At 67.3% G+C, this 22,002-nt stretch carries 21 protein-coding genes; 7 read left to right on the top strand and 14 right to left on the bottom strand.

Translation table 11 applies throughout. From position 1 onward, the window contains the following. Nucleotides 1-430 precede the first annotated feature (430 nt). Complete coding sequence (locus ACZ6S0_RS26745; RefSeq protein ID WP_465922048.1) at nucleotides 431-1,084, top strand: hypothetical protein; 654 nt, start codon at nucleotides 431-433, stop codon at nucleotides 1,082-1,084. A 405-nt stretch (nucleotides 1,085-1,489) separates the two neighbouring features. Here the strand turns inward: ACZ6S0_RS26745 and ACZ6S0_RS26740 are convergent, their stop codons facing one another. Genes ACZ6S0_RS26740 through ACZ6S0_RS26715 form a run of 6 tightly spaced genes read right to left on the bottom strand, consistent with a single transcriptional unit; the run spans nucleotide 1,490 to nucleotide 8,250 of the window. Then, entirely contained in the window at nucleotides 1,490-2,482 is a 993-nt protein-coding gene (locus ACZ6S0_RS26740) for a LacI family DNA-binding transcriptional regulator (protein ID WP_465922047.1), read from the bottom strand. Between the two features lie 7 nt (nucleotides 2,483-2,489). Next, on the bottom strand, nucleotides 2,490-3,350 hold the full coding sequence (locus tag ACZ6S0_RS26735; RefSeq protein WP_465922046.1) for a carbohydrate ABC transporter permease: 861 nt from the start codon (nucleotides 3,348-3,350) through the stop codon (nucleotides 2,490-2,492). Next, entirely contained in the window at nucleotides 3,340-4,290 is a 951-nt protein-coding gene (locus ACZ6S0_RS26730) for a carbohydrate ABC transporter permease (protein WP_465922045.1), read from the bottom strand. Before ACZ6S0_RS26730 ends, ACZ6S0_RS26735 begins: the two co-directional genes overlap by 11 nt. After that, nucleotides 4,290-5,558 (bottom strand): ABC transporter substrate-binding protein, encoded by a 1,269-nt coding sequence (locus ACZ6S0_RS26725; RefSeq protein WP_465922044.1) that lies wholly within the window; start codon nucleotides 5,556-5,558, stop codon nucleotides 4,290-4,292. Before ACZ6S0_RS26725 ends, ACZ6S0_RS26730 begins: the two co-directional genes overlap by 1 nt. A gap of 47 nt (nucleotides 5,559-5,605) precedes the next feature. After that, on the bottom strand, nucleotides 5,606-7,204 hold the full coding sequence (locus tag ACZ6S0_RS26720) for an FAD-dependent oxidoreductase (protein WP_465922043.1): 1,599 nt from the start codon (nucleotides 7,202-7,204) through the stop codon (nucleotides 5,606-5,608). Further along, complete coding sequence (locus ACZ6S0_RS26715; protein WP_344893853.1) at nucleotides 7,201-8,250, bottom strand: LacI family DNA-binding transcriptional regulator; 1,050 nt, start codon at nucleotides 8,248-8,250, stop codon at nucleotides 7,201-7,203. The genes ACZ6S0_RS26720 and ACZ6S0_RS26715 overlap by 4 nt, the downstream gene beginning before the upstream one ends. 163 nt (nucleotides 8,251-8,413) lie before the next feature. On the opposite strand from ACZ6S0_RS26715, the gene ACZ6S0_RS26710 reads away from it, so the two are divergent. Further along, nucleotides 8,414-10,774 carry a hypothetical protein gene (locus tag ACZ6S0_RS26710; protein ID WP_465922042.1) on the top strand — a complete coding sequence of 787 codons (2,361 nt, stop codon included), beginning with the start codon at nucleotides 8,414-8,416 and terminating at the stop codon, nucleotides 10,772-10,774. Nucleotides 10,775-10,879: 105 nt separating this feature from the next. Here the strand turns inward: ACZ6S0_RS26710 and ACZ6S0_RS26705 are convergent, their stop codons facing one another. Together ACZ6S0_RS26705 and ACZ6S0_RS26700 are read right to left on the bottom strand one after the other, a co-directional pair. After that, complete coding sequence (locus ACZ6S0_RS26705) at nucleotides 10,880-12,061, bottom strand: hypothetical protein (protein WP_465922041.1); 1,182 nt, start codon at nucleotides 12,059-12,061, stop codon at nucleotides 10,880-10,882. Nucleotides 12,062-12,588: 527 nt separating this feature from the next. Beyond that, nucleotides 12,589-12,789 carry a DUF3885 domain-containing protein gene (locus ACZ6S0_RS26700; protein WP_465922060.1) on the bottom strand — a complete coding sequence of 67 codons (201 nt, stop codon included), beginning with the start codon at nucleotides 12,787-12,789 and terminating at the stop codon, nucleotides 12,589-12,591. A 198-nt stretch (nucleotides 12,790-12,987) separates the two neighbouring features. On the opposite strand from ACZ6S0_RS26700, the gene ACZ6S0_RS26695 reads away from it, so the two are divergent. From ACZ6S0_RS26695 to ACZ6S0_RS26675, 5 genes are all read left to right on the top strand, one after another. Continuing rightward, complete coding sequence (locus tag ACZ6S0_RS26695; protein ID WP_465922040.1) at nucleotides 12,988-13,617, top strand: hypothetical protein; 630 nt, start codon at nucleotides 12,988-12,990, stop codon at nucleotides 13,615-13,617. A gap of 188 nt (nucleotides 13,618-13,805) precedes the next feature. Continuing rightward, on the top strand, nucleotides 13,806-14,324 hold the full coding sequence (locus ACZ6S0_RS26690; RefSeq protein WP_465922039.1) for a hypothetical protein: 519 nt from the start codon (nucleotides 13,806-13,808) through the stop codon (nucleotides 14,322-14,324). A gap of 434 nt (nucleotides 14,325-14,758) precedes the next feature. Next, the gene (locus ACZ6S0_RS26685) at nucleotides 14,759-15,256 is read left to right on the top strand and encodes a 2'-5' RNA ligase family protein (protein ID WP_465922038.1); all 498 of its coding nucleotides are present in this window, start codon (nucleotides 14,759-14,761) and stop codon (nucleotides 15,254-15,256) included. 259 nt (nucleotides 15,257-15,515) lie between these two features. Next, nucleotides 15,516-16,067 carry an RNA polymerase sigma factor gene (locus ACZ6S0_RS26680; RefSeq protein WP_465922037.1) on the top strand — a complete coding sequence of 184 codons (552 nt, stop codon included), beginning with the start codon at nucleotides 15,516-15,518 and terminating at the stop codon, nucleotides 16,065-16,067. Then, entirely contained in the window at nucleotides 16,064-16,849 is a 786-nt protein-coding gene (locus tag ACZ6S0_RS26675) for a hypothetical protein (RefSeq protein ID WP_465922036.1), read from the top strand. Before ACZ6S0_RS26680 ends, ACZ6S0_RS26675 begins: the two co-directional genes overlap by 4 nt. Nucleotides 16,850-17,067: 218 nt before the next feature. On the opposite strand, the gene ACZ6S0_RS26670 is transcribed toward ACZ6S0_RS26675, so the two are convergent. The 6 genes from ACZ6S0_RS26670 to ACZ6S0_RS26645 form a co-directional block, all read right to left on the bottom strand. Continuing rightward, nucleotides 17,068-17,634 (bottom strand): DUF6461 domain-containing protein, encoded by a 567-nt coding sequence (locus ACZ6S0_RS26670; protein ID WP_465922035.1) that lies wholly within the window; start codon nucleotides 17,632-17,634, stop codon nucleotides 17,068-17,070. A gap of 221 nt (nucleotides 17,635-17,855) precedes the next feature. Further along, nucleotides 17,856-18,308 carry a hypothetical protein gene (locus ACZ6S0_RS26665; protein WP_465922034.1) on the bottom strand — a complete coding sequence of 151 codons (453 nt, stop codon included), beginning with the start codon at nucleotides 18,306-18,308 and terminating at the stop codon, nucleotides 17,856-17,858. 151 nt (nucleotides 18,309-18,459) lie between these two features. Beyond that, on the bottom strand, nucleotides 18,460-19,869 hold the full coding sequence (locus tag ACZ6S0_RS26660) for an ROK family transcriptional regulator (RefSeq protein ID WP_465922033.1): 1,410 nt from the start codon (nucleotides 19,867-19,869) through the stop codon (nucleotides 18,460-18,462). Further along, a complete protein-coding gene (locus ACZ6S0_RS26655; RefSeq protein ID WP_465922032.1) occupies nucleotides 19,862-20,041 on the bottom strand; it encodes a hypothetical protein in 180 nt (59 codons plus the stop codon). The genes ACZ6S0_RS26660 and ACZ6S0_RS26655 overlap by 8 nt, the downstream gene beginning before the upstream one ends. 338 nt (nucleotides 20,042-20,379) lie before the next feature. After that, nucleotides 20,380-21,342 carry a CU044_5270 family protein gene (locus tag ACZ6S0_RS26650; protein WP_465922059.1) on the bottom strand — a complete coding sequence of 321 codons (963 nt, stop codon included), beginning with the start codon at nucleotides 21,340-21,342 and terminating at the stop codon, nucleotides 20,380-20,382. Continuing rightward, on the bottom strand, nucleotides 21,342-21,875 hold the full coding sequence (locus ACZ6S0_RS26645) for an RNA polymerase sigma factor (RefSeq protein WP_465922031.1): 534 nt from the start codon (nucleotides 21,873-21,875) through the stop codon (nucleotides 21,342-21,344). Before ACZ6S0_RS26645 ends, ACZ6S0_RS26650 begins: the two co-directional genes overlap by 1 nt. Between the last annotated feature and the right edge of the window lie 127 nt (nucleotides 21,876-22,002).

Raw genomic sequence — 22,002 nt, 5'->3', positions numbered from 1 at the left:
AGCCGGCTTCGCACTCCTCCGCCATCGCATCCTGCTCGGCTAACCGCGGTCCGTCACCACCGAAAGTGGGCCAGAGCCGATCACTGGACAGACCCTTCTTGAGACGGCTGGACTGAGGTTGACGGGATCCCGTCTGATCATCGTGATCAGGCGGGATCTTGTCGTTTCATGTCCTGTCGCAGCGAAAAGTGAGCATTGTCATCGAAGTTTGATGACGGCTACGGTGGCTCACCGAAGGTTGAGTGACTGCTGGGGCTTGATGTCCGTTGCGCCTCACCGACAGGGCGTTCAAGGTCTGGTACGTCGCGGAGGGCCGCGGGTTGTGCGGTGTCCCGTTAGATGAGACGGGTCGCAGTGCGCGGGTTGGGTTCACAGGTTGGCGGAAGGCCGTCCGCACGTGGAGCGGTGCTCGCCGAGCGGGGCTGGAGGCGTGATCGAGAAGCGATCGCATGCGTTGACCGCGACCATGGTGGTGAGCTGGCTCGTGGTCGTGACTGGACGGTATCTGCTGTGGCTGGAGTACTACGATCGGATCATCGAGCAGTTGATCCTTGGGATCATGTTCGTCGTGGCCGTGCTTTCCACGTCGTGGTGGGCGCAGAGACTCATACGCCGACGTGGTGACATCCGCGGTTACGTCGCGGCCGGCGCGGCAGTCGTTCTGAGTGCCGCCGTTGTGCTGCTGCCTTGGAACGGGATCTTCGGGCGTACGTGGTTCGCGGTCCATCACGGCAAGTTCACCGCGCTGGCCCAGCTGGCCAAGGACAGGAAGCTGTCGGCGGACACGCCTTCGGGTGGCTGGGTGCGTCTGCCTGATGAATTCGATGTCCTGCATTTTGATCATCTCAGTACGCAGGATGTGCCGATCGAGCTTTATCCCGGACGTGTTCTCATGATGGGACTGTCGAACGAGGAAGTGTCGGAGAACATGTTCCTCTACATCCATGACCGGCCTGACGCCGCGCGGGTGAGTCCCTGTGATCTCACCGCGACCACGTTCGACGATTACTGGTGGTGCAGCCGGCTGGGTGACGGCTGGTGGTGGCTGGCGCGCAAGTCGAACTATCCGGACGTGGACGAATAGGCGCGCGAGGCTGAGGTCGACCGGGATGAGCCCGCCCAGTAGTTCCAGCGGCAGGGGCAGCAGTTCGGTGTCGGAGCGGGGCGACAAGCCTGCGGGCCTGGTGCAGCAGCTCTTCGACCGTCTTGTCGGAGAAGGCGTGTCGAACCCGATCCTGACCGGGGAGTGTGCTCATGCTGGAGGAAGCGGAGGAGATCGGCCGTCGGATCAAGCGGGCCCGGCCGTGGTGACGACCAGCCTGTACGGCACCCAGGTCGTGGTGCGGGGGGTGGACGACGGGCTGCTGCGCCTCAGGAACTCACCCGGGCGGTACACCTGGCCAACGGGGCGCGAGCCGGTCCGGCTTTCTCGTCCGCGTCCACGCCGACAAGCGCAGTCTCGGTCTGCCGTCAGGCCGGTCCGGCTTGATCAGCTCGGTCGCGATCTCCGCCTCGGTGCCGTACTGCGACGAACGACTAGTTCTGGGTCGAAGAGCAGTTCATGGGGGACCGTGGGGCTGCCGGCGGCTTCGGCCGTGAGAAGCGAGACAGCCGCCCGGCCCATCGCCCCGATCGGCTGGCGGATCGTGGTCAGTGGTGGATCGGCGCAGGTCATGAGGGCCGAGTCGTCGTACCCGACCACGCTGACGTCATCCGGAACGTTCAGCCCGTTCCTGCGGACGCCCCGGATCGCACCGAGGGCGAGCACGTCGCTGGCGCAGATCAACCCGGTCGCACCCCGCTCGATCAGCCGGCACGCCGCGAAGCGCCCGCCTTCCATCGAAAGGATCGCGTGCTCGGCCAGCTTCGGGTCGCCGGGGAACGCCTGAAGTTTGCGCCGCGACGGTACGTGGGCCGCCGGGCCGACGATGATGCCGATACGCTCGTGACCGAGGCTGCGCAGGTGGCCGTACGCTTGCGCGACCGCCACCTTGTCATCCGCGGACACCCGCGAAAAGCCGAGGCCGTCCGTCGCGGCGTTCATGAGGATCACCGGCAATCCGCGGTGCAGCAGCACCCGGTAGTGATCGTGATCAGCATCGGCCTGCGCATAGTTGCCGCCGGCGAAGATCACGCCGGACACCTGCTGGCCGAGCAGCATACTGATGTAGTCCGCCTCGGAAACACCCCCGTCCGTACGCGTGCACAGCACCGGCGTGAACCCTTTCCTGACCAGGGCGCCCCCGACAACGTCGGCGAACACCGGGAAGATCGGGTTGAGCAGATCCGGTAGCACCAGCCCGACCAGGCGCGGGCGTTGGCCGCGCAATTTCACCGGCTGCTCGTACCCGAAGTCGTCAAGCGTCGCGAGCACGGCGTCCCGGGTCGAGTCGGAGATCCCTGAGCGGCTGTTGAGCACCCGGCTCACGGTCGCCTCACTGACGCCGGCGTACTTGGCGACATCGGCCAGCCGTCGCGTCACGGCTCGCTCATTTGAGCCCCGAGTGGGCCAGGCCCTCGACGAACTGGCGTTGCGCGATGAGGAAGACGATGAGGACGGGCAGCACCGTCATGGTGGCGGCCGCCAGTTGGGTGTTCCACATCTCGCCGCCGTAGGCGTCGGTGAATCGGGTGAGCGCCTGTGGCAGCGTGAACAACTCCGGCGAGGTGAGGTAGACGGTGGGTTCCAGGTAGAGGTTCCACGAGGAGAGGAAGGTGAGGATCGCCACGGCGGACAACGCGGGCTTGGCCAGCGGTAGACAGATCCGCCACCAGATGCCGGGGCGGCCCAGACCTTCCACCCGGCCCGCCTCCTCCAACTCGGCCGGGAGAGCGATGAAGAACTGCCGCATGATGAAGGTGGCCAGGACACACGGTGCGGCCAACGCGGTGACCAGGATCAACGGCCAATGTGTGTTGATCATCCCGGCCCGTTTGAACATCTGGAACAGCGGCACGATCGTCACCTCGCTGGGCACCAGAAGACCGATGAGCACCACCACGAACAGGGCGTTCGCGCCCGGGAAGCGGATCCGGGCGAAGGCGTAGCCGGCGAGGCTGGAGACCAGGAGGGTGATCAGTGTGACCAGCAGGGCGATGTAGACGCTGTTCAGATACTGCTGGGCGAACGGCTGGAAGGTGAACACCTCGGTGTATGCCGACAGCGTGGGCTCGTCGGTCCACAGCGACGGCGGGGATTTGAAGATCTCGGGCAACGGCTTGACCGAAGCGCTCACCATCCAGACCGTCGGCACCACGAACGGTATGGCCAGGACGGCGAGCGCCGCCACCAGCAGCGCTCTTCGCGCCAGTGCAGGCAGCGCTGAGGGCCGCACGGACTTACTGCTCATGGAAGACCCACTTCCGGCGAAGCTGCCATTGCAGCAGGGTCAGCAGCATGACGAACGACAGCAGCATCAGCGCCAGCGTCGAGCCGTAGCCGATGTCGTTGAATTCAAAGGCCTGCTGGAAGACGTAGTAGACCAGCACCGTGGTGCTCAGTTCCGGGCCGCCGCCGGTCAGGACGGCGATCTGCGCGAACGACTGCAACGCGCCGACGATGGTGATGATCGCGGTCAGCAGCACTGTCGGGGAGATCAGCGGCAGGGTGATCTTCGCGAAGATCACCCTGCTTCCTGCCCCGTCTATCCGAGCCGCTTCGTACAACTGTGATGGGACCCCCTGCAAGGCCGACAGGAACAGCACCATGTTGACGCCGACGCTGCGGATCACCTGGGTGATGATCACCGACAGCATCGCGGTGTCGCCGTGCTGCAGCCAGTTCGGCCCGGTGATGCCGATCGCGGCGAGCAGACCGTTGATGCCGCCGTTGTCCTGCAGCAGGAACCCCCAGACCAGGGTCCAGGCCACGACGGAGACGACGACAGGGGAGAAGAACAGCGTGCGGAACAGTGTCGCTCCGCGGAACCGGCGATTGAGCAGTACGGCGATCAGCAGGCCGAGGCCGATGTTGAGGATCACGACTCCGCCGGAGAAGACGGCGGTTGCCAGTAGCACTGACGGCAACTGCGGGTCGGCGGCCAGGGCGGCGTAGTTGTCGGCTCCGACGAAGGTCTGCTCGCCGGTGAAGACGTTCCAGTCGTTCAGGCTGTACCAGATCGCCAGCCCGACCGGAATCAGCACGAACAGCACGACCCCGGCCAGTTGCGGTGCGATGAAGAGGTAGCCGGTCAGAGCATCTCTGCGACGGGTGGTCCAAAAGGACGGCCGGGGCGTGCCCCGGGCGCCGCCCGCCCGGGACCTGCCAAGCTCCTTCGTGAGCGTAGCCATTACTTGGTCAGGATCGGATCGATGGCGGCGCAGACCGAGTTCAGGACGGCGGGAATGTCGGCGTCGGCCTTCCACATCGCGTCCAGCGCGGTCGTGGCCTTCTGGGCGATCTCGGCCGGGCTGGTGTGGTTGGGCAGCGTGACGGCCTTGGGCAGTTGGTCGACGACGACCTCCTGCAGTTGCGCGGCGGACAGCACCTCGTTGTTGGCGGCAAGCTTCGCGCCGGTCAGCAGCGACTTGCGCGGCGGTGGGAAGAACTGCGCCAGCTTCTCTGCGTTGACCGGGTTCGTCAGGTAGGCGAGGAAGTCCGCGGCCTGCTCTTTGTGCTTGCCGGCGGCGAGGACACCCACGCCGGCCTGGCCGAGGACGGCGTACCGGCCGATCGGGCCCGCCGGGAGCGGGTGCAGCGCGAAGGTGAACTTGCCGTCGAGCAGCGAGGCGCGGGAGACCTGAGCGACGGTGAATGCGGCGTCGCCGGCGAAGAAGTCGGCCTTCGTGCCGGGGCCGGGCATGGCCTGGGTCTTGAACGCGGCGTTGTGCAGGAAGGTGAAGGCCCGCTGCATCTCGGGGCCGGCGAAGGTGCAGGTCTTGCCGTCCGGGCTCCATGCCGCCGCGCCGAAGCCGGTCCACACCGTGGCCAGCGTATTCCACGACTTGTAGTCGAAGTCCCGGATGACGAAGCCGGCCTTGCCGGTCTTCGCGTGGACGGCGGCGCCGGCGGCGGCGACCTGGTCCCAGGTCAGGGTTTCCGGGTCGATCTTCTGCCCGGCCGCCTCGAGGAGGTCGGTGTTCACGTACAGCGCGAACGGTGAGTTCGAGAACGGGTAGGCGTACAGCGTGTCGTCCCGGCTGAACTCCTTGGTCGCGCTGTCCAGCAGGTCGTCGTAGTTCCAGCCGTCGGTCGCCTTCAGCTTGTCGGTCAGGCCGACCAGTGCGTCGGAGGCGATCAGGTCCCTCGACAGGTCACCCATCCAGGCCAGGTCGGGGGCGTTGCCGCCGGCGATCTGGGTGGTCAGGGTGGTGTTGTAGTCGGCGAAGGGCAGGCTCTCGAACGTGATCGAGGAGACCTCCGGACGCTGGGCACGGTACGCGGCGGCGATCGTGTCGAACAGCTTGAGCTGATCTTCGTTCGAGGTCCAGACCGTCATCCGCAACTGGACGCCGGTCGCGTTCGCCTCCGTGTCGGTGCTCGACGCGCCGCAGGCGGACGTCAGCGCCAGAGCCGTCGTCAGCGCGACCGCGCCGAACAACTTCCTTGCTGTGTTCATCGTGTGGGTCCTTACGTGCTCTCGGCGCCAGCGCGCCTGGATACCTGCTAGTAGCCGGCGATCTGCGGCCAGTGGAGTTCGACCCCGGCCTCGGTCAGCCTGCTCTGAAGGCGATCGACGAGTTCCGCGTCGAGGGCGACCTGTTGCGGGCTCAGGCCGCGGGCGAGGCAGAACGCGACGAGCTCGCCGGCCGATTCGCCGATGTTCCACTCGACCGGATGCAGCCGGTAGGCGCCGTTGGTGATGTGGGTGGTGCCGATGTTCTTGGCGGCCGGCACCAGGTTCTGGGTGGCCACCGGGACCAGCGCGCCGAGCGGGATCTCGAACGGCGCGCACTCGACGTCGATGTAGTTGTCACCACCGGTGGAGGGATGCAGATCGATCCGGTACATCCCAACGCCCACCGAGCCGTCGAACCGGGCGGGTCCGTCGTAGCCACGGGCCTTGATCGAGATGTCCTGCTCACGCACCGTGGTGAGCGCCTTGATCCGTCGCGATTCACGAATGTACGGCGCCTGCGCGAAGCCGTCGGTGGTGCCGACGAGATCGCCGCGCAGCCGGAGCCCTGGCCAGCCGCGGCCGCCGTCCGGGCGGGGCGCCTCGGTCTGCAGCCAGTACGCGTAGGCGCGGGACTGTGCCTTCGCCGCGGCCAGGTGTGCCGGCCGGTCGTCGGTGTCGATGATCGAGCCGCCGACGTAGTCCAGTTGCGGCCAATTGGCCAGCACGATGTCGCTGTCGTAGAAGTCGTCGGCGAAGGTCTGCCGGGCGGCGATCCGCCGGAACTGCCAAAGATCCTGGTCGCCGGCGTCGAACCGGGGGTCCCCGGTGACGTCTCCGATCGGGTTGACGTGCATGGTCCGTTCCTCGGGCACGAGCGTCCGGGGATTCGGGGCGACGAACGACAGCATCGGCGCACCCCAGAACGGCAGCTCGAACGAGCGCCAGTACTCGTAGTCGTCCGGCCTGGCGATGGTGTGATCGCCGGCGACGTGATCGAAGACGAAACACCACGCGATCGATTGCACGTTGCTCGGATCGGCGACCTCGGGGGCGCTCGGCTCGCCGGTGTCGGATCGCGCCTCGGCCCCGACGACGTAGTCGGTCCCGGTCAGCGGCAGCACGTCGCCGGTCTCGGTCCCGTCCAGGAAGTACTCGGCGGCGATCACGGTCTCTGCTCCGGTCCGCGGGTTCGCGACCGTGACCGTGCGGATCACCGCGTCGCTCACGTCGGCCGCGACGGGCACCGCGGGCTGCAGAACGGTCAGCCGCCCGGACGACAGGTACGGCGCCAGCAACGCGGTGATCACCGCATGGGCCACCCTCGGTTCGTGGCACAGTCTGCTGACCCGGCCGCGGCCGGGATTGAGCTCCCGATCGGCACGGGCGGCCTCCGACAGCGGATAGTGATCCCGGTAGTAGCGGCGGATGCCGTCGCGCAATGCGCGGTAGCGGGCGGTGACGCCGAACTGCTCCACCCAGATGTGCTCGTCGGGCGGCACCGCCTGGGAGGTGAGCTGTCCACCGAGCCAGGCGTACTCCTCGGTGATCACCACGCGGTGGCCACGCTGCAGCAGGGCCAGCGCGGCGGCGACGGAGCCGAGACCTCCGCCGATGATCGCCACCTGGGGCGTGATCCTGGTGTTCATGACGGCACGTCCGTCCGCGTGACGATGGTGTCCCCTGGCTCGACCTCGGCGACCAGCAGCCGCCGGGTCTCCAGACCGGCCCACTCTTGCGGGTCCGTGGTGATCAGGAGCTGCAGAAGATCGAGCGCCTCGGCCGCAAGCTGTTGCCGGGGGACGTGGAAGCCGGCCATCGCCCGGCCGTCGATGCGGTGGCCGGACACCTCGCCGAGAGCGGCGACCGACATCTCGTCCGGCACGGCGACCCCGGCGCCGAGCAGGGCGTGCACGACGTCCTCGGCCAGAAACGCGTCCTCCGTGATGATCAAGGTGGCCTCGGTCGCCCTGGCCAGGCGGGGCAGCTCGGCGATCCTCTCCTCGCCGACCAGCAGGAAAGCCAGCCGTCCTTCCGCCGAAGCGGCCTCGACGACGCCCTGCCGGTCCCGCGCGGTCGGCGTGTTCCGGCCGCGGTGAACGTAGAGCGCCTGCCGGTGTCCGCCCGCCGCAGCCTGATCGATCAGCGCGGTGGTCGGGGTGACGTAGTCGATGGCCACGTAGGGCACTGCGGCGGCGGTCTCGTCCCGGCGGCCGATCGCGACGAACGGGAACTGCTCGGCGACCAGCCGCTCCAGCTCGGAAGCGACCATCTGCTGACCGAGCAGGACGCACCCGTCGGTCAGCCGCAGCCGGGTCTTGCGGTGGAACAGACTCCGGGTGCCGTTCTCGACGGGTGAGGAGGTGAAGAAGAGCAGGTCCCAGCCGATCCGCTCGGCTGCCCGCTCGATCCCGTTCAGCAGCGGACCGTAGAAGTCCATGCTCTCAGGGGACAGGGCGGCCTCGTACGTGAAGATGCCGATGATCTGGTTGTCCAGACCGGCGAGCCGCCGGGCCGCCGGGTCGGCGACGTACGTGAGTTGCTCGATGGCCTGCTTGACCCGCGCCCGGGTCGCCTCCGGAACCCGCACGTTCGAACCGTCGCGGTCGTTCAGCACCACCGACACCGTCGTCTGGCTGACGCCCGCCAACTCGGCGATCTCGCGCTGCGTGACCCGGCGGCGTTTCGAGGGCATTGCCACTCCATCCTGATAATGCGTATCTTCACCAACTGGCGGCGACCATAACGCATGACGACACAAGAGCGCAATGACCTGTTGACACTGGGAGCAGCATCTGGAAACGTGCCGTTTACCTAGCTGAAGATGCGTATTATCAAGGCGCCTAGAACGGGAGCAGATGATGACGCCCGATGCCTCCCCCCGGCCCGCCCTCACCCGCCGCGGCTTCCTCGGCGCGGCCCTTGCGGCCGGTGTCGTACTCGTCGCAGAACCGACCCCGATCACCGCGCACGCCGCAGCCGGTGACGTCACCCTGACCGCCGGTGGCATCAGCCTGCTGGCCAGCCCCGGCGGCAGGCTCGCGATCCGCGACGCTGCCGGCGTGACCCGGTCGGCCGGATCCAAGTTCCAGGTCAAGGACAGCGTCACCGGCATCCATCTGTCCACCGGCGGCACCCCGACGCTGAGCGCGCTGACCGGCGGAACGCCCGCGATCAGGATGGACTACACCTTCGACGCCGCCGCCGGCCCGACCACCGTCACCGGCTGGTTCAGCCTGTCCACCTCCCACGCCCGGCTGGAATGGCGGGTCACCGGGGCCGGCACCCTTGTCCCCGACGGTTTTCTGTTCAGCCGGGCGATCCAGGCACCGACGGCGCCCGACGACTACATCCCGATCACCGCCTGGGTCCGTGACGCCGGCGGAGGCATCCCGTACGAAGACACCCTCGGCGTCGCGCACACCTCCACCTGGGACAGCCTGCACGGCCTGTTCCTGCTCGACCGGTCCCGCCAAGCGTGGACGAACGCGACCTGGGTCCACGCTCCGGGCGTCGCCGACCCGGCCGGCGGTTGGACCAGCCGCGCCGACTTCTTCTTCTCCGAAACCCGCCCGTCAGCCACTGCCACCATCGGCCAGGGCCGCGAACTCGGCATCGAACTCACCACCAACCGCGACTTCAACCTGTTCGCATCGTCCGGTGAACAGATGGAACTCACCGTCCTGGTGGCCAACGGCGGCGACGCCCGGTCGGTCGAGTTGGACCTGTGGGTACGCGACTTCGACGGCGAAATGCTGGCAACCACAACCGTCACCGGCAGCGTCGCGGCAGCTGGCACCTGGCAGCACACCTTCACCCTGCCCGCGCCGGCCGATGGGATAGCCCTGGCCGAGGTGGTGGCCCGCGCAGGCGACGACGAGGCGTTCGCCCGGAGCAACCTCGCCGTGTTACCGCCGTACGACTATCAGGCCGGCGCGAACAGCATGTTCGGCATCGCCAACTACCCCTGGCTACAGCGGCCGAGCGCCGATGCCGTCCTCGACCTGTGGCAGCGGGTCGGCATCAGCTTGGTCCGGATCGCGTACGACGGAGGACCCGGCCTGCCGCCCGCCGCCTTCGACGCGCGCGACATCCGGCACAACATCGAACTGCAGCCATCGTTGACCGTGACCGACAGCGAAGCGGCCGCCTGGGCCGCGGACAAACTGGCGGTGGCCGTCGGCGCCGGCGCCGGCTACTTCGAGGTCGGCAACGAGCTGAACCGGCCGTTCAACACCGGTGCCGCCGCGCAGGACTACCTCGACAAGGCGCTGCGCCCGGTCTTCGATCGGCGGGTGGCCACCGGTGCCGCCGTCAAGCTGATGAACAACGGGCTGGCCGGGATGGACAAACCGTGGGTGGAGAACTTCATCGCGGCCGGCGGCTGGGACCTGATCGACGCCTTCGCCTACCACCCGGGACGCGGCAACTTCACCCCGGACTACGTTCCGCCCGGTGATGACTGGAGCGCCGGCGGCAACGGCACGTACTGGAACTTCTACGGTGGCCTGCGGCAGCTCAAAGCGCTGATGGCCGAGCACGGCGAGAAGGAGATCTGGCTCACCGAGGCGTACGCGGCGACCAAGCCCAACAGTTGGTGGCACGACACATACCGCCACGCCGCCGAAAACGTGCTGCTCACCTTGGCCCTGGCGAAGGCCGAGGGAATCCGGTGCGTCTGCTGGTACCAATTCCACGACAGCGTGCTCGGCATGCCGCAGGTCGCCGATCCGGACAACGTCGAGTACCACTTCGGCCTCATGAACCGCGATCTCAGCCCGAAACCGTCCCTGCTGGCGTACGCGACAGCGGCCCGCACCTTCGACCAGGCCACCTTCCGAGGCCGGCTGACCTTCGCCGATCCGCTGACCTTCGGCCTGTGGTTCGACACGCCCCGAGGCCCGGCGGTCGTGCTGTGGAACCGGGCTGACGGTTATCTGCTGAACACCGCCGGCCGGCGCGCCGACTGGCACTTCCCGGCACCCGAGGTCTGGGTGGACCCCTGGCCGACGAAGACCCCGCTCGTGGCGGCCGCCAACGCCGTCGTGCAACAGGTGAATGCGATCGGGCAGGTCCGGCAGGTGCCAGTCGCCGACGGCAAGGCGACGCTGACCCTCGACGGCGCGCCACGAATCTTCTACGGACTCGTCCCACGACCGGACGGCAACGGCCGCCACACCCTGGCGGGCTGCCGCCCAGCAAAGTCACACCGGCGGTAGCACCGAGCCGTGTCATGGGAGCCGACGGTGGAGGTGGCGCTGAAGCCGTACTCGGGTGGGCCGTTTCCGGCCGAGTGATGCCAGCCCTGCGCGACGCCACCAGGATCAGGCCATCGCTTCGATGGCGATCAGTCCGAGGAAGGCAGGACCGACCAGCAGCAGGCATCCGTAGAACCCATAGTCGTCAGGGCCGATGCCGAACGGCACGCCGATTCCATATGCGAGAGGACGGACGTTGCTGAGGCCGCTGGAGACCTGCCGCGTCACTATGCCGAACAGGTCGCGACCCAGCAGGGCCACCAGGCGGTCGCCGGGAAAGCGGGATTGGGGATCGTCTTCGGGACCGTAATCGTCGATCTGCCGCATCGCCCAGGCACCGCTTCTGGCCAGCTCCAGATTGTGCTGCTCGAAGTCCGCCAGGAACCTGGCCAGAGCCTCCTCGTCCAACTGGAGGGGACCAGTGATCTCCTCGTCCTCCCACCACTCCTCGCGCAGCAGGTCAGCGCAGGGCGCAGATTCACACCACCAGGCGCGGAACGCGGCATCAGCGTCCGGAGACTGGCAGTCGAGATTCAGGCCGTGGGATTCGACCTTCACGGTGACCTTCATCCGGTCGTTGTTGGTCAGCCAGACGTACTCGCCGAGCACCTCCGCAGCGCACGCGGCACGAACGCCTAGGTCCGCATGCCGGTACTGCTGTTCGGTCAGGGTGCGGCGCGGGTCGGTCGTTCGGGTCAGCAGACGGGCGGGATCTGGCCAGCGTCCAGCCTCGTGAAGCGGGGACAAGGACGTGGCGGAAGTCACCGACAACCGGAAGGTTCCGCCGCCCAGGTCGCGACCAAGCAGATGCACCTCGTCGCTGAGCGCAGGACCGTCCGGGCGGGCAGCCACCGTCACACGCACCCAGTCGTCCATGAACGACTGCACGAACATCTTCCTGACCAGCTCGGCGAGGAGTTCTCTGGCGGGTTCACCCAACTTTCCGGAACCGGCGTTCAGTTGGCTCGTCAGCAGCAGGCCGACCTCATGGGCGACCTGTTCCGGCGGCCGGGCCGCCGTCCAGCCCCCTTCCCGCCGGCCAAGGTCCAGCGCGTGATTCAGCGGCTGGACGGCCACCGGATGCCGGTGCCCGGCGTGCCCTGCATCAGTGAACGTCTGCGGGAAACCTCCACATTGGGCGATTTCGGTCGGCTCCGGTGTAGTCGTCCAGGGACGCTCTTTTGCAGGTACCGCCGTCCCGCTGATCGCGGCGAACCGGAAGGCAGCCAGCCCGGTCTCGGTGTCCACAGGTCCCCACCGCTGGAGAAGATGCGCTGCGGCGGCCAGCCACCCGTGCGACCAGTGCACCATCGACATACCTGCCATCGCCAGCCCATGCCTCACCAGCCACGAAAGATCACGCACGGACCCTAGCAAACCGGGAGGAACAAGCGAGGCCAGTGCCGCAATCAAGTCACATGACCATCGCCAGACACCGGCGGTCCCTCCAACCTGGGAAACGATCACGCCGTCCTCGAGAAGCGATCTTCAAGCTCCCCTCTGCATCCCAAGCCAGACGCACTTGTGAACACCCCACCAGGGGCCGTTCTTGAGACGGCTGGACTGAGGTTGACGGGATCCCGTCTGATCGTCGCGATCGGGCGGGATCTTGGCCCGACCTCGGCAAACTGGTGCCGTACGTGACCAGCGGAGACTTGCGACTGCAAAGAGTCACATGACGCCTGCGAGTCGTAACCGCGGATGGCTTTGCGGCTCGCGTGAAGACACACATCGGCAGCGGCCCCTCGCAACCGAGCACAGCTCTCCCTTTGCGACTACGGACCCGCCAGATGGCTCGACAACCACTCGGTGTGCGCCGTCTTGAGACGGTCCCTCGCCGCAGAGTCCTGGAGAGCGCAGTCCGCTCCGCCGTCGTAAGCGTGATAGATCCGACTCATGCGCAAGTCGGCGATCAGGACGCCGGCCACGACATCATCAGCCACCGCTCTCAGCAGCGAGTCGAGGGCTCCCCGCAGGGCCAGGCGGCCCCTTGCGAGGGCCTATCTGGGGAACGCTCTTCTGTGCTGCGCTTCCGTCCCGGGGGGACCTTGTTCGTGGACACCCCGGCGTGGCGTTCAAACGCGCCCACGGATGCCTTCTGCCTGGCGTCACCCCTCATGATCAATTATAGGGTGTTCGCTTCGCATTCCCTTCGAACCCCCAGGACGCCTCCCGTGTTACGTCGTCACCGCTCAGCCCTGCCCGCCCTGCTCGTCACCGGTCTGTACGGCGCCGCGCTGACGGTCGCCGTCGCCCTGATCTTTGGCGACCTCGGCCCGTTGTGGTGGCTGACGCTGTTCACGACCGTGACCGAAGGCGCCGCTGCGACAGGACAGAACCTGCTCCTCCTGGTCCTGGCCGGGCTGTGCTGGGCGTGGGGGATCTGGCAGATCCTGCGCGGGCCGCTGGCGGGGCCGCCGCCCCAGCAGGACCGGGAGACGCGGCGGTTGCGCGTGGCGCTCTACGTCGCGACGGCAACGACGTGGCTGCTCCACGTCACCGCGTCGTCGATCTGGGCAGAAGCGGTGATGATCGACTCCGCGGTGATGTGGGTGGTCGTGCTGGCGTTCATGCGGGTGCTGGGCCGCGACCGGCAGTACACGCGGGGCGCGGGGGTGCTGGGGTACGGCGGGTTCACCGTCATCGGCGTACTCGACCTCGTCGGCGGGCCCGACCTGGATGGGGCGGAGTCGATCTGCGGCCTGGCCGGCCTGGCCTGGACGGTGCTGGTCCTGTGGGCCCAAGGGCACGACCTTGCCGCCCCGCGCCACCAACCGGCAGCCCAGACCACGCTGGGGGCATGAGCCGACGATTAGTCACGCTGTCGGCCATCGCCGCCGCGCTCGTGCTCGCGGCCATGGCCATGGTGATCATTTGTCCGGGACCTTCGTAACCCCTCAGTCCCGGCCGGACTTGTCCTGGTGGGCGAGGTCGGGCGAGTACAGGGAGATGATCTGCTGCGCCTGGTCCTGGTGTCGGGCAAGATCGCTCTATGAGCCCGACTCGCAACCGCCGTGCTCTGCTCTTTACCGGGGCGATCGGGCTCGGCTCGCTCCTGACGTCTTTCGAGGTGAGCGCTCCCGGCCTGTCCGTCTGGGCATTGGCATTGGTGCCGTACTGGGTGGCGCTCGCCGTTGCCTGGTCGTGGATGTTGGGTCCGGGGCGGGGGTGGGCGCGGTGGATGTTCGTCCCGCTCGCACTGGTGCTGGGTACTGTGCTGCTCGTCAAAGTCGACGCGCCCCTTCGCGCGCGCTTCGCCCTGTCGGAGCCGAGCCTGGAGCGCCACGCCCTGTCGGCGCGCAGTGAGTACGTCGGCGATCGATGGTGGGGCCTGTACTTCGTGGACGATGTGGAGAAGATCCCTGGTGGAGCGAGGTTCACGGTCACCGAGCTCACGATGAATTGGAGAAGGTACGGCTTCGCCTATCTCCCGGGCCGGGCACCAGCGCCAGAAGAGGGAAGCTACGAGCACTTCACGGGCCCCTGGTACATCTGGTCCGACGGCCCCTGAACCTCATGTGATGCATGACCTCCCGGTCCCACGCCGACGCGTGCCGCATTGCGGAGCGCTGTCAGCACCTGAGAGCTGGGAACGATCACGCCGATCTTGGGAAGCGATCTTTGCCCGTACATCATCGTCGCTGCGAAACCACGCTCGTGAACACCCCACCAACAGGTGAGTCGGTCGGATTCTCTACCCGTGTCGGCTGTCGCCGAAGATGGTGTTCATCATGTGGGCACCCTCGATGATCACCGGGCCGTGGGTGCCGGCGCTCGTGCGGAACACCAGGTTGTGATCTCATCGAGAACGTGGACGAGGTTCGGTCGCCCTGGTGGCCACGGCCAGGATGGCGGCCTGGCCGCCTGGTCTACACGTGACATCTGACCTTTGAGCGGGTCCCAGAACTGCAGCAGCTCGCGAAGCGCTGTCAAGCCGCCCTTGCCATGATCGATGGTCACAACCCCATCCCGGCTCGATGGTTGCACCTCACCATGCAGTCCGTGGGGTGGGCCGACGAGGTGTCTGACGAACAGCTCGACCAGGTCATCGGGGCGGTAGGCGTACGCCTAGGTCAACTCGCTCCCATCGAGCTGACCTTCCATCGACCCGCCGTTGTCGGCGAAGCCGTGGTCCTGGCTCCAAGTCCTGCAGAACTGTTGCACCAGATCTGGGACCAGATCAGGAACGGCATCGTCGAAGTCACTGGAAACGCGTCAACGGCAGCCGAGCAGGCCAAGGGATTCCGTCCGCACGTGAGCCTGACCTACTTCAACACCCCCGGACCGGCAAAACCCTACGTCGACGCTTTGAACACGGTCGAGGCCGACTCGACGAGCGTCGACGTAGATGAGGTGGCGTTGATCGTACAGAACCGGGTCCTGGACCCCGAGTGGGCCTACCGCTGGAACGTCCGTGCCACAGTGCCCATCGGCTGCCGTTAGGACAGGCCAGGCGTTCGTGCGGCGGCCTCTCCGGGCCGGTCGCGCCCGGCCGCCTCCAGCAGTGAGACGTAGTCCCGGCCGGTGCCGCGCCTGGTCGACATCGACCAGTGTGACGGCGGGGTCTTGGCCGCCGTGGCCCGGCTGCTCGGCGACCCGTACGCCGGCGACCTGGCTATGCGTGTGAGCAGGGCAGGAAACACTGGCGGAGGTGCCGGACACCTAGTGAGGTGTTCCGCCACTCTTCGACGAGGAGACACCTGTGCAAGATCCACGCGGGCTCTTCGGCGCGCGAGATCGTTTCGAGGCGCTCTACCGCGCCTGCTACCCAGCAGTGCGGCGCTATGCGCTCCGCCGTACCGATTCGGTTGACGACGTCGCTGATGTGATCGCGGAGACCTTTCTCGCTGCTTGGCGGCGGCTGGATGACGTCCCGGAGGGGGATGCCGCTCTGCTGTGGTTGTACGGCGCCGCCCGCCGCGTCCTGGCCAATCACCGGCGCGGGGAGTCGCGGCGCAGCGCGCTGGCCGCGCGGCTCCGCGGCGAACTGGCCGTCCGCCGGGAGACCACGCTCGCCGATCCACGAACTGAGGCGATTCACGCCGCCTTCGCCGCCCTGGACCCGTCCGACCGGGAGGTGCTCGCCCTGGCCTCTTGGGAAGGGCTGACCGGCCCTCAGATCGCCACAGTGCTGGGCCGCAGCAGCACCGCCGTCCGGCTTCGGCTGCACAAAGCGCGTAAACGACTGGCCCGGCTACTCGGCACGACGGATGAGGCCCCTGTGATGACCCCGCTGAGAGGAGAAACTCGATGAACAAGATCGACCGCATGCTTGCCACCATTGACCCGGCTGCCGATCACGACGAGCCCGCCTTGAGCCAGGGTGTGGAGGAACTTCTGGAGGAGATCGTCGCGACGCCGCCCGCGCGCCGCCGCGCGTCCTGGCTGCCCGGCAGGCGTGCCGCTGAGCCGGAACACGTCCACCCGTCCCCGGCGACCACTGCGGCGGCACCGCGGCACGGCCCTTCCCCGCTGCGTCGTTGCCTGCTGGCGGGGGCGGCAGTCGCGGGCATCGCCGCGGTCGCGCTGGTGGCGGTACCGATGGGATCCGGGTCACAGAGCGCGGCGTACGCCGTGGTGAAGAAGCTCGACGGCACCGTTCAGGTGACGGTCCGAGAGTTCCGGGACTCTGAGGGGCTGGAGGCCAAGCTCAAGGCCGAGGGAATCTTGGCCGACGTGACGTTCACCGAAGCGGACCAGCAGTGCGCCCGTGGCCGCTTCGCCGGCGCGGACCTGGCCTACGACCCGCCGAGCACCAAGAACATGACCGAACAGGAACTCAAGGAGTTCGACGCGCCGGAGAACTGGCGCTCTGCGGACGCCGCCAGACCGATCGACCGGGACACCTTCGTGATCTCCCCGAGCTACATCAGGAAGGGGGAGACGCTGGTGTTGGAGTTCCGGCTGGGCAACCACCCGGGAATGGCCTGGTGGCTCGGTACTTATCTGGCCAAGGCCGGCAGCCCGATAGCACCTTGCACACCCGTGAACGCAGAGTCCGATGAGCCAATGATGACGGAGCCGGACGGAAGCTGATCACGAGCCGGTTGGGGTATGTGCGCGCCCGACGTACTCCAATCGGCATTACACCCGTCAAGCCGGGCTTCCTCAGACAGCACGCAGTGCTGCGCCATGAAGGCTCTCGCCAGAGTTACGGTCCATCACGGCCCTGGCGCCAGGCGCGGCCGGGGCAGCCCCGTGGCTGCCCCGCTACCTCGTGGGTGGGACGACGGCAGATGGGCAGGCCAAGGGGGCTACGGCTTGGTTGGTTTGGGGACGGTGCCCCACATGAACGTGGAGCCCTTCAAGAGGGTCTCCGTCGCTCTGATCCCGGTCAGGTGCTCTGCGAGCAGGAAGGCCGGCCCCTCGAAGAGCCGGATAGACGATGGGAACAGCCTGTCGATCTCTGCCATCGCGTCCACGAGTTCGTCCGGAATCTCCGTCAGATATCCGTCATCGCCTCCCCAGGCGAATCTGATCTCACCGTCTTCGCACCAATAGAAGTAGTCCATGTACTTGATGCCGAGTGCGGCTTGGGAGACGAGACGGGTGCCCTCGGAGAGCCTGGTGATCACGTCCTCGTCAGTGCCGAGCCAGTCGGGATCGAAAACGAACGTCCAATCGCCGAAGGAGGTGACGCCGAGAGGTCCATTTGAGTAGTAATCGGCGTCATCGAGGAAGGGGCCTGACGTGAAGTCCTCCCATCGGCCACCGAGACGTGCAACCACCTGTTCAGGCGTGGCACGGACATAGATGAAGCTGTAGCATTCTTCGGCGTATTCGCCGCGGAGCCACGAGATATCGAGGGGCTGCATGGTCATGTCGTCATGATGCCAGCAGACTCCGACAAATAACGTTGCCGCCTGCGCATTATTGGAGCGGTCGCCGACGAACTCATCGGCCCCCGAGGAATGCGCTCGGAGCCGAAAGACGCGATAGGCGGATAGGCTTGAGAAAAGCCGAGTCGGGAGCCACATGAGACGGACTATCTGTAGAGCGGACCGGGGCGGACGCACGGCGCGTGGCTGACCAGCCCGTGTGATCAGTGGAACCAGACGACGAGCCGTACGTCCTGCGCGCCGTGCACTTCGCTGAGCGTGCGCATCACGCTCCACACCCGGCCCCAGTCGCTCTCGTCGCCTGCGACCATGCCGCGGCTTCGCCTGCCGGAGCTGTCCGTCTCCGTCCAGTCCACAGAGGCGACCTCGGCCCAAGTGAGCCACGTCGTCCCGAATACGTCGGCAGGTCCGCCATAGACGGCGAACTCACTGGTCAGCCCCTCCGAGGCGTCACACGGAAAGCCGCGGCCTTCAGCCACAGGGCGAAAGCCGAAGGTGTTGCGAATCCCGAAGAGACAGGCGAGTCCGTCGTACGCGTTGCCCCGGTAGAGCAAGAAGAGGTCGATGGCGGCCTGCCACACAGAGTCCTCATCTTCCGGACCCCAAAGGCGGGCACCCGGTCGGCACTCGATCATCCCACTGATGTCGGTGGACATGCTGAGATCTTGCCTGTGTGCCCCACCCTTGGGCACCTGCATTTCGGCCCCGCTGCTCCGGAGGACCATCCCTGCCTAACGGTCCGCATGCCCGACGCAGCACGCTGAGCCCCCGGAAAGCCCGACCGGGAAACGATCACGCGCATCCTGATCACAGATCGCCGAAGAACACCCGCTCACGCGCCTGGCCGATCCCGACCAGTACGGCCCCGCGCAGCACTGGCCAGTCCAGAACCGTGCTCGCCCCCACCCGAGGCCGGGCCAGACACATGGCGGCGACAGCCCGCTGAACACGACCGGCCAGTTCGCCACCTCCCGCGGCACCGACATCACTTGCCAGCACAACAAGCTCAGGATCCAGAACGGTGCAGATAGAAGCGACCCCCAAAGCGATCCGCCGCGCCAACTCATCAAGAAACGCCGCCCCGGCAACACTCCCCGTGGCGGCCGCCACGCTCCGTGCGGCATCCTCGGCAGCGATCCGGTGCCTCTTGGCCAGTTCTTGCACCGCCTGCCAGCCCACCAGGGACTGGAAGGCGGCGCCCACCTCATGACGGCTGCGATCAAAGCCGCCGTCGCTCACGGCCGCGCCGGGGACGGGCATCCAGCCGAGCTCACCAGCCGCGCCCGCCGTCCCCCGCAACAGTTGGTCGCCCACCATGACGGCCGATCCAGGCCCACGTCCGATCCAGACCAGTACGAAATCGCGTACGTCGCTCGCGACTCCCGCCGCGCGCTCGGCGATCGCGGCGAGGTTGACATCGTTGTCGATAGTGACGGGCAGTCGCAGCCTCTGGCGCAGAACCTCGATCACATTCCCGCACCACGCGGGCATGTCGTAGCAGAAGCGGATGTTGCTGGTCACGGGATCGATGACGGCGGGCAGGGCGATCACGCACGCCTGCACTCGCGACATGTCGATCTGTGCGGCCTGGGTGAGGTCTTCCGCGATCGCGTACACCGCTTCGGCCGGATCCGCGGCGACGTCGGTCGAAACCGTCGTCTCCGCCAGTACGCGCCCTGTGATGTCGGTAAGAACGGCGGAGGTCGTGTCCAGGTAGACCTCGATCGCGATCACATAGCCGCATCCCGGGTTGAGCCCGTAGAGAGCCGCGGAAGGGCCACGTCCCCCCTCTTGCACGCCGACCTTGACAACCAGGCCACGGTCCTCCAATCGGGACAGGACATGGTTGGCCGTCACCTTCGACAGCCCGGTCATCTCGCTCACCTGCGCCCGAGTCAGCACCCCGGACGACGCCAGCAACTCCACCGCAGCGCGATCGTTCAGCTCACGTAACAGGCGCGGACGCCCGGGATTTGCGCTCATGCGACCAATCCTGGCCCGGAAAGCGCCACCGGTGAAGCCGGAGACAGGCAACGTGATCGTCTCCAGCGTGAAAGCCGCCATGACGTCCAGCGCGGGCGACGTCACTCTCGGTGCGGAAGGCGATCTCGCTTGGTAATCACCGGCCTGAGCTGGAACCGGTAGACCCCCTCTGCGACGCTCGCGCCCGACGAGATCGGCGATGGTCTCGATGGGGACGACGTCCTGGTCAGTCATGATGGAGACGAACGGGTGACGCGGTCCAGCGGGTTCCGATGGTCGCGCAGAACACCAGGCTGCGATCCTGCCCTGCCTCGACCGTCTTCTCGACGATCTCGAACTGCTCCTCGCACACGTCGCCCTGAGGCCGCGAGGTCAGCCTCACTTCTTTCGCGTACTTGGGAATCATGCTGCCGACGCTATGGAGAATCGCGGTCAGCGGTCGGCCGCAATCCAGGGGATCTGGAACATTCGTTGCGACGGGAGGTCGAACGGTTTCGCGAATTGGGCTGCCAGGTGGCCGCGGCCGGGGGGTGTCGGTTGCGGTCGGACAGCGCGATGCCCCGCTGCTGACGGAGGCCGAGTCCAGCGGCGCAGAACGAGAGCGACCGCGACCTCCTGAACGAACTTGCTTCCGGGAAACGAGCAGACCTCTGACCTCAGGGTGCTCCGGGGGCGACCCGTTGCAGGCGTCGCCCCCGGCGCGTCCTCGAGCATGTAGCTGAGCCTGTGCCCGCCGGGGCGGCCTCAGTCACTCCCAGGTGCCTCGTCGGTCCAGCCCAGTCGCTTGACCATGTACGAGCTGACCGGGCCGACGTTCGCGTCGCCATCCGCTGGGAACTGTTCGTCCTGGAGGGCGAGTAGGTCGCCGCTGTCGCGGTCGATGACGATCTGCCCGAGCGTGTTCGGGTCGCCGTACGTCAGCGCGACTCCGGTGCGGCCGTCGGGGTCGGTGACACCGTCGGCCACCCGGGTGCCCGGCAGATCGGCGAGCATCCGGTAGAGCGCCGCCCTCGTGCCCGGGGTGATCTCGGCATCCAGGAGCAGCCACTTGGCGACGGCCCAGAGCCACGTCTCCTGACTCTCCACGCCACTCACGGGGAAGTGCTTCAGCAGCTCGGTCGTGAGCGCCTCGGGTTCGGTGGGCAGGCCCGCCACGGGCTTGACCTGGTCCACAGGGGAGAAGAAGACCCGGCCGAGCCGGCAGTCGTCGCTGGGCTCGCAGAGCTTCGGCGAGCCGGAGTCCTTCCACACTTGCTTGTCAGCGGGGGTGAGCGGTTCGGCGGTGACGTCTCCCCGCTCCGTCCGCTGTTCCCCTTCTCGGTTCACCCACAGCACTTCCTCGACCCGCTGCTCGACCGTGAAGCCGTACACGGCCTCGCTCCGAAATACCTGCACCATTTCCCGCCGCCACCAGGCGCCGGTGCCTGCCGGTCGTGCGGCCAGCCGGTCCGCCGCCGCCTCCAGCACCGCGGACGGGCCCAGCGTCGTCGCCGTTCGGGTCCCGGGCCCGCCCAGCAGGGGCGCGGCTATGAAGCCGCCGACCAGGACCACACTGACGGCCGCGGCCGTGAGCGCCACCCTGGACCAGGCAGGCAGGCGGTGTCGCCGGCCGTCACCCAGCATCCGCGCGCGGACCGCCATCGCCCTGGCCTGGTCGGCGGGTGGCGCGTCCGGCATCACCTCGTCGATGAGCTGGAACTCCTTCATCACACCTCAACTCCCAACGCGTCACGCAGTTTGGCCCTGGCCCGGCTCAGCCGGGAGGCGACGGTGCCGCAGGCGACGCCGAGCGCCGCGGCCACCTCCTCGTAGGTCAGCTCGCCGTACGCGACGAGCAGCACCACATCGCGTTCACCGCGCGACAACCCGGCCAGCGCGGCCGAGAGCCTCTGAACGGTCACCCCGGCGGCGACCCGATCCACCACGCGCTGGTCATGGCCGTCGTCGGCGGCGGGCGAGGCGGATCTGGCCAGTGCCCGATAGCGCCGGAGCTCGGCCCGCCGGTGCCTGCCGATGAGGTGGGTGGCGATGCCGTACAGCCAGGCTCTGATGGTGCCCTTGGCGGCGTCGAAACTGCCGCGCCGGCGGAATGCGATGAGGAAGGTCTCAGCGGCGAGGTCCTCGGCGATGTCGATGTCGAGGCGGCGGCCGACGTAGCGGCGTATCTCCTCGTAGTGAGCATCGAAGACGGTGGCGAACCGCTCAGGATCGGCGATCGCTCCGTCCAGGGACATGGTCATGCAAGTCTCTCTTGCCGGGAAACATGGACAACAGTGATTGCCCGCTCCGAGCCGACCCTTCCACCAGCATTGGCGGCCCGGGGCCGTCGGAACGGGCCGATGCCGGCGTGAAACACCCGCCGCCGAA

The sequence above is a fragment of the Nonomuraea sp. NPDC051298 genome (assembly GCF_055586305.1).
The sequence above is the reverse complement of the archived record's forward strand: the minus strand, read 5'-3'. Positions and strand labels throughout refer to the sequence as shown.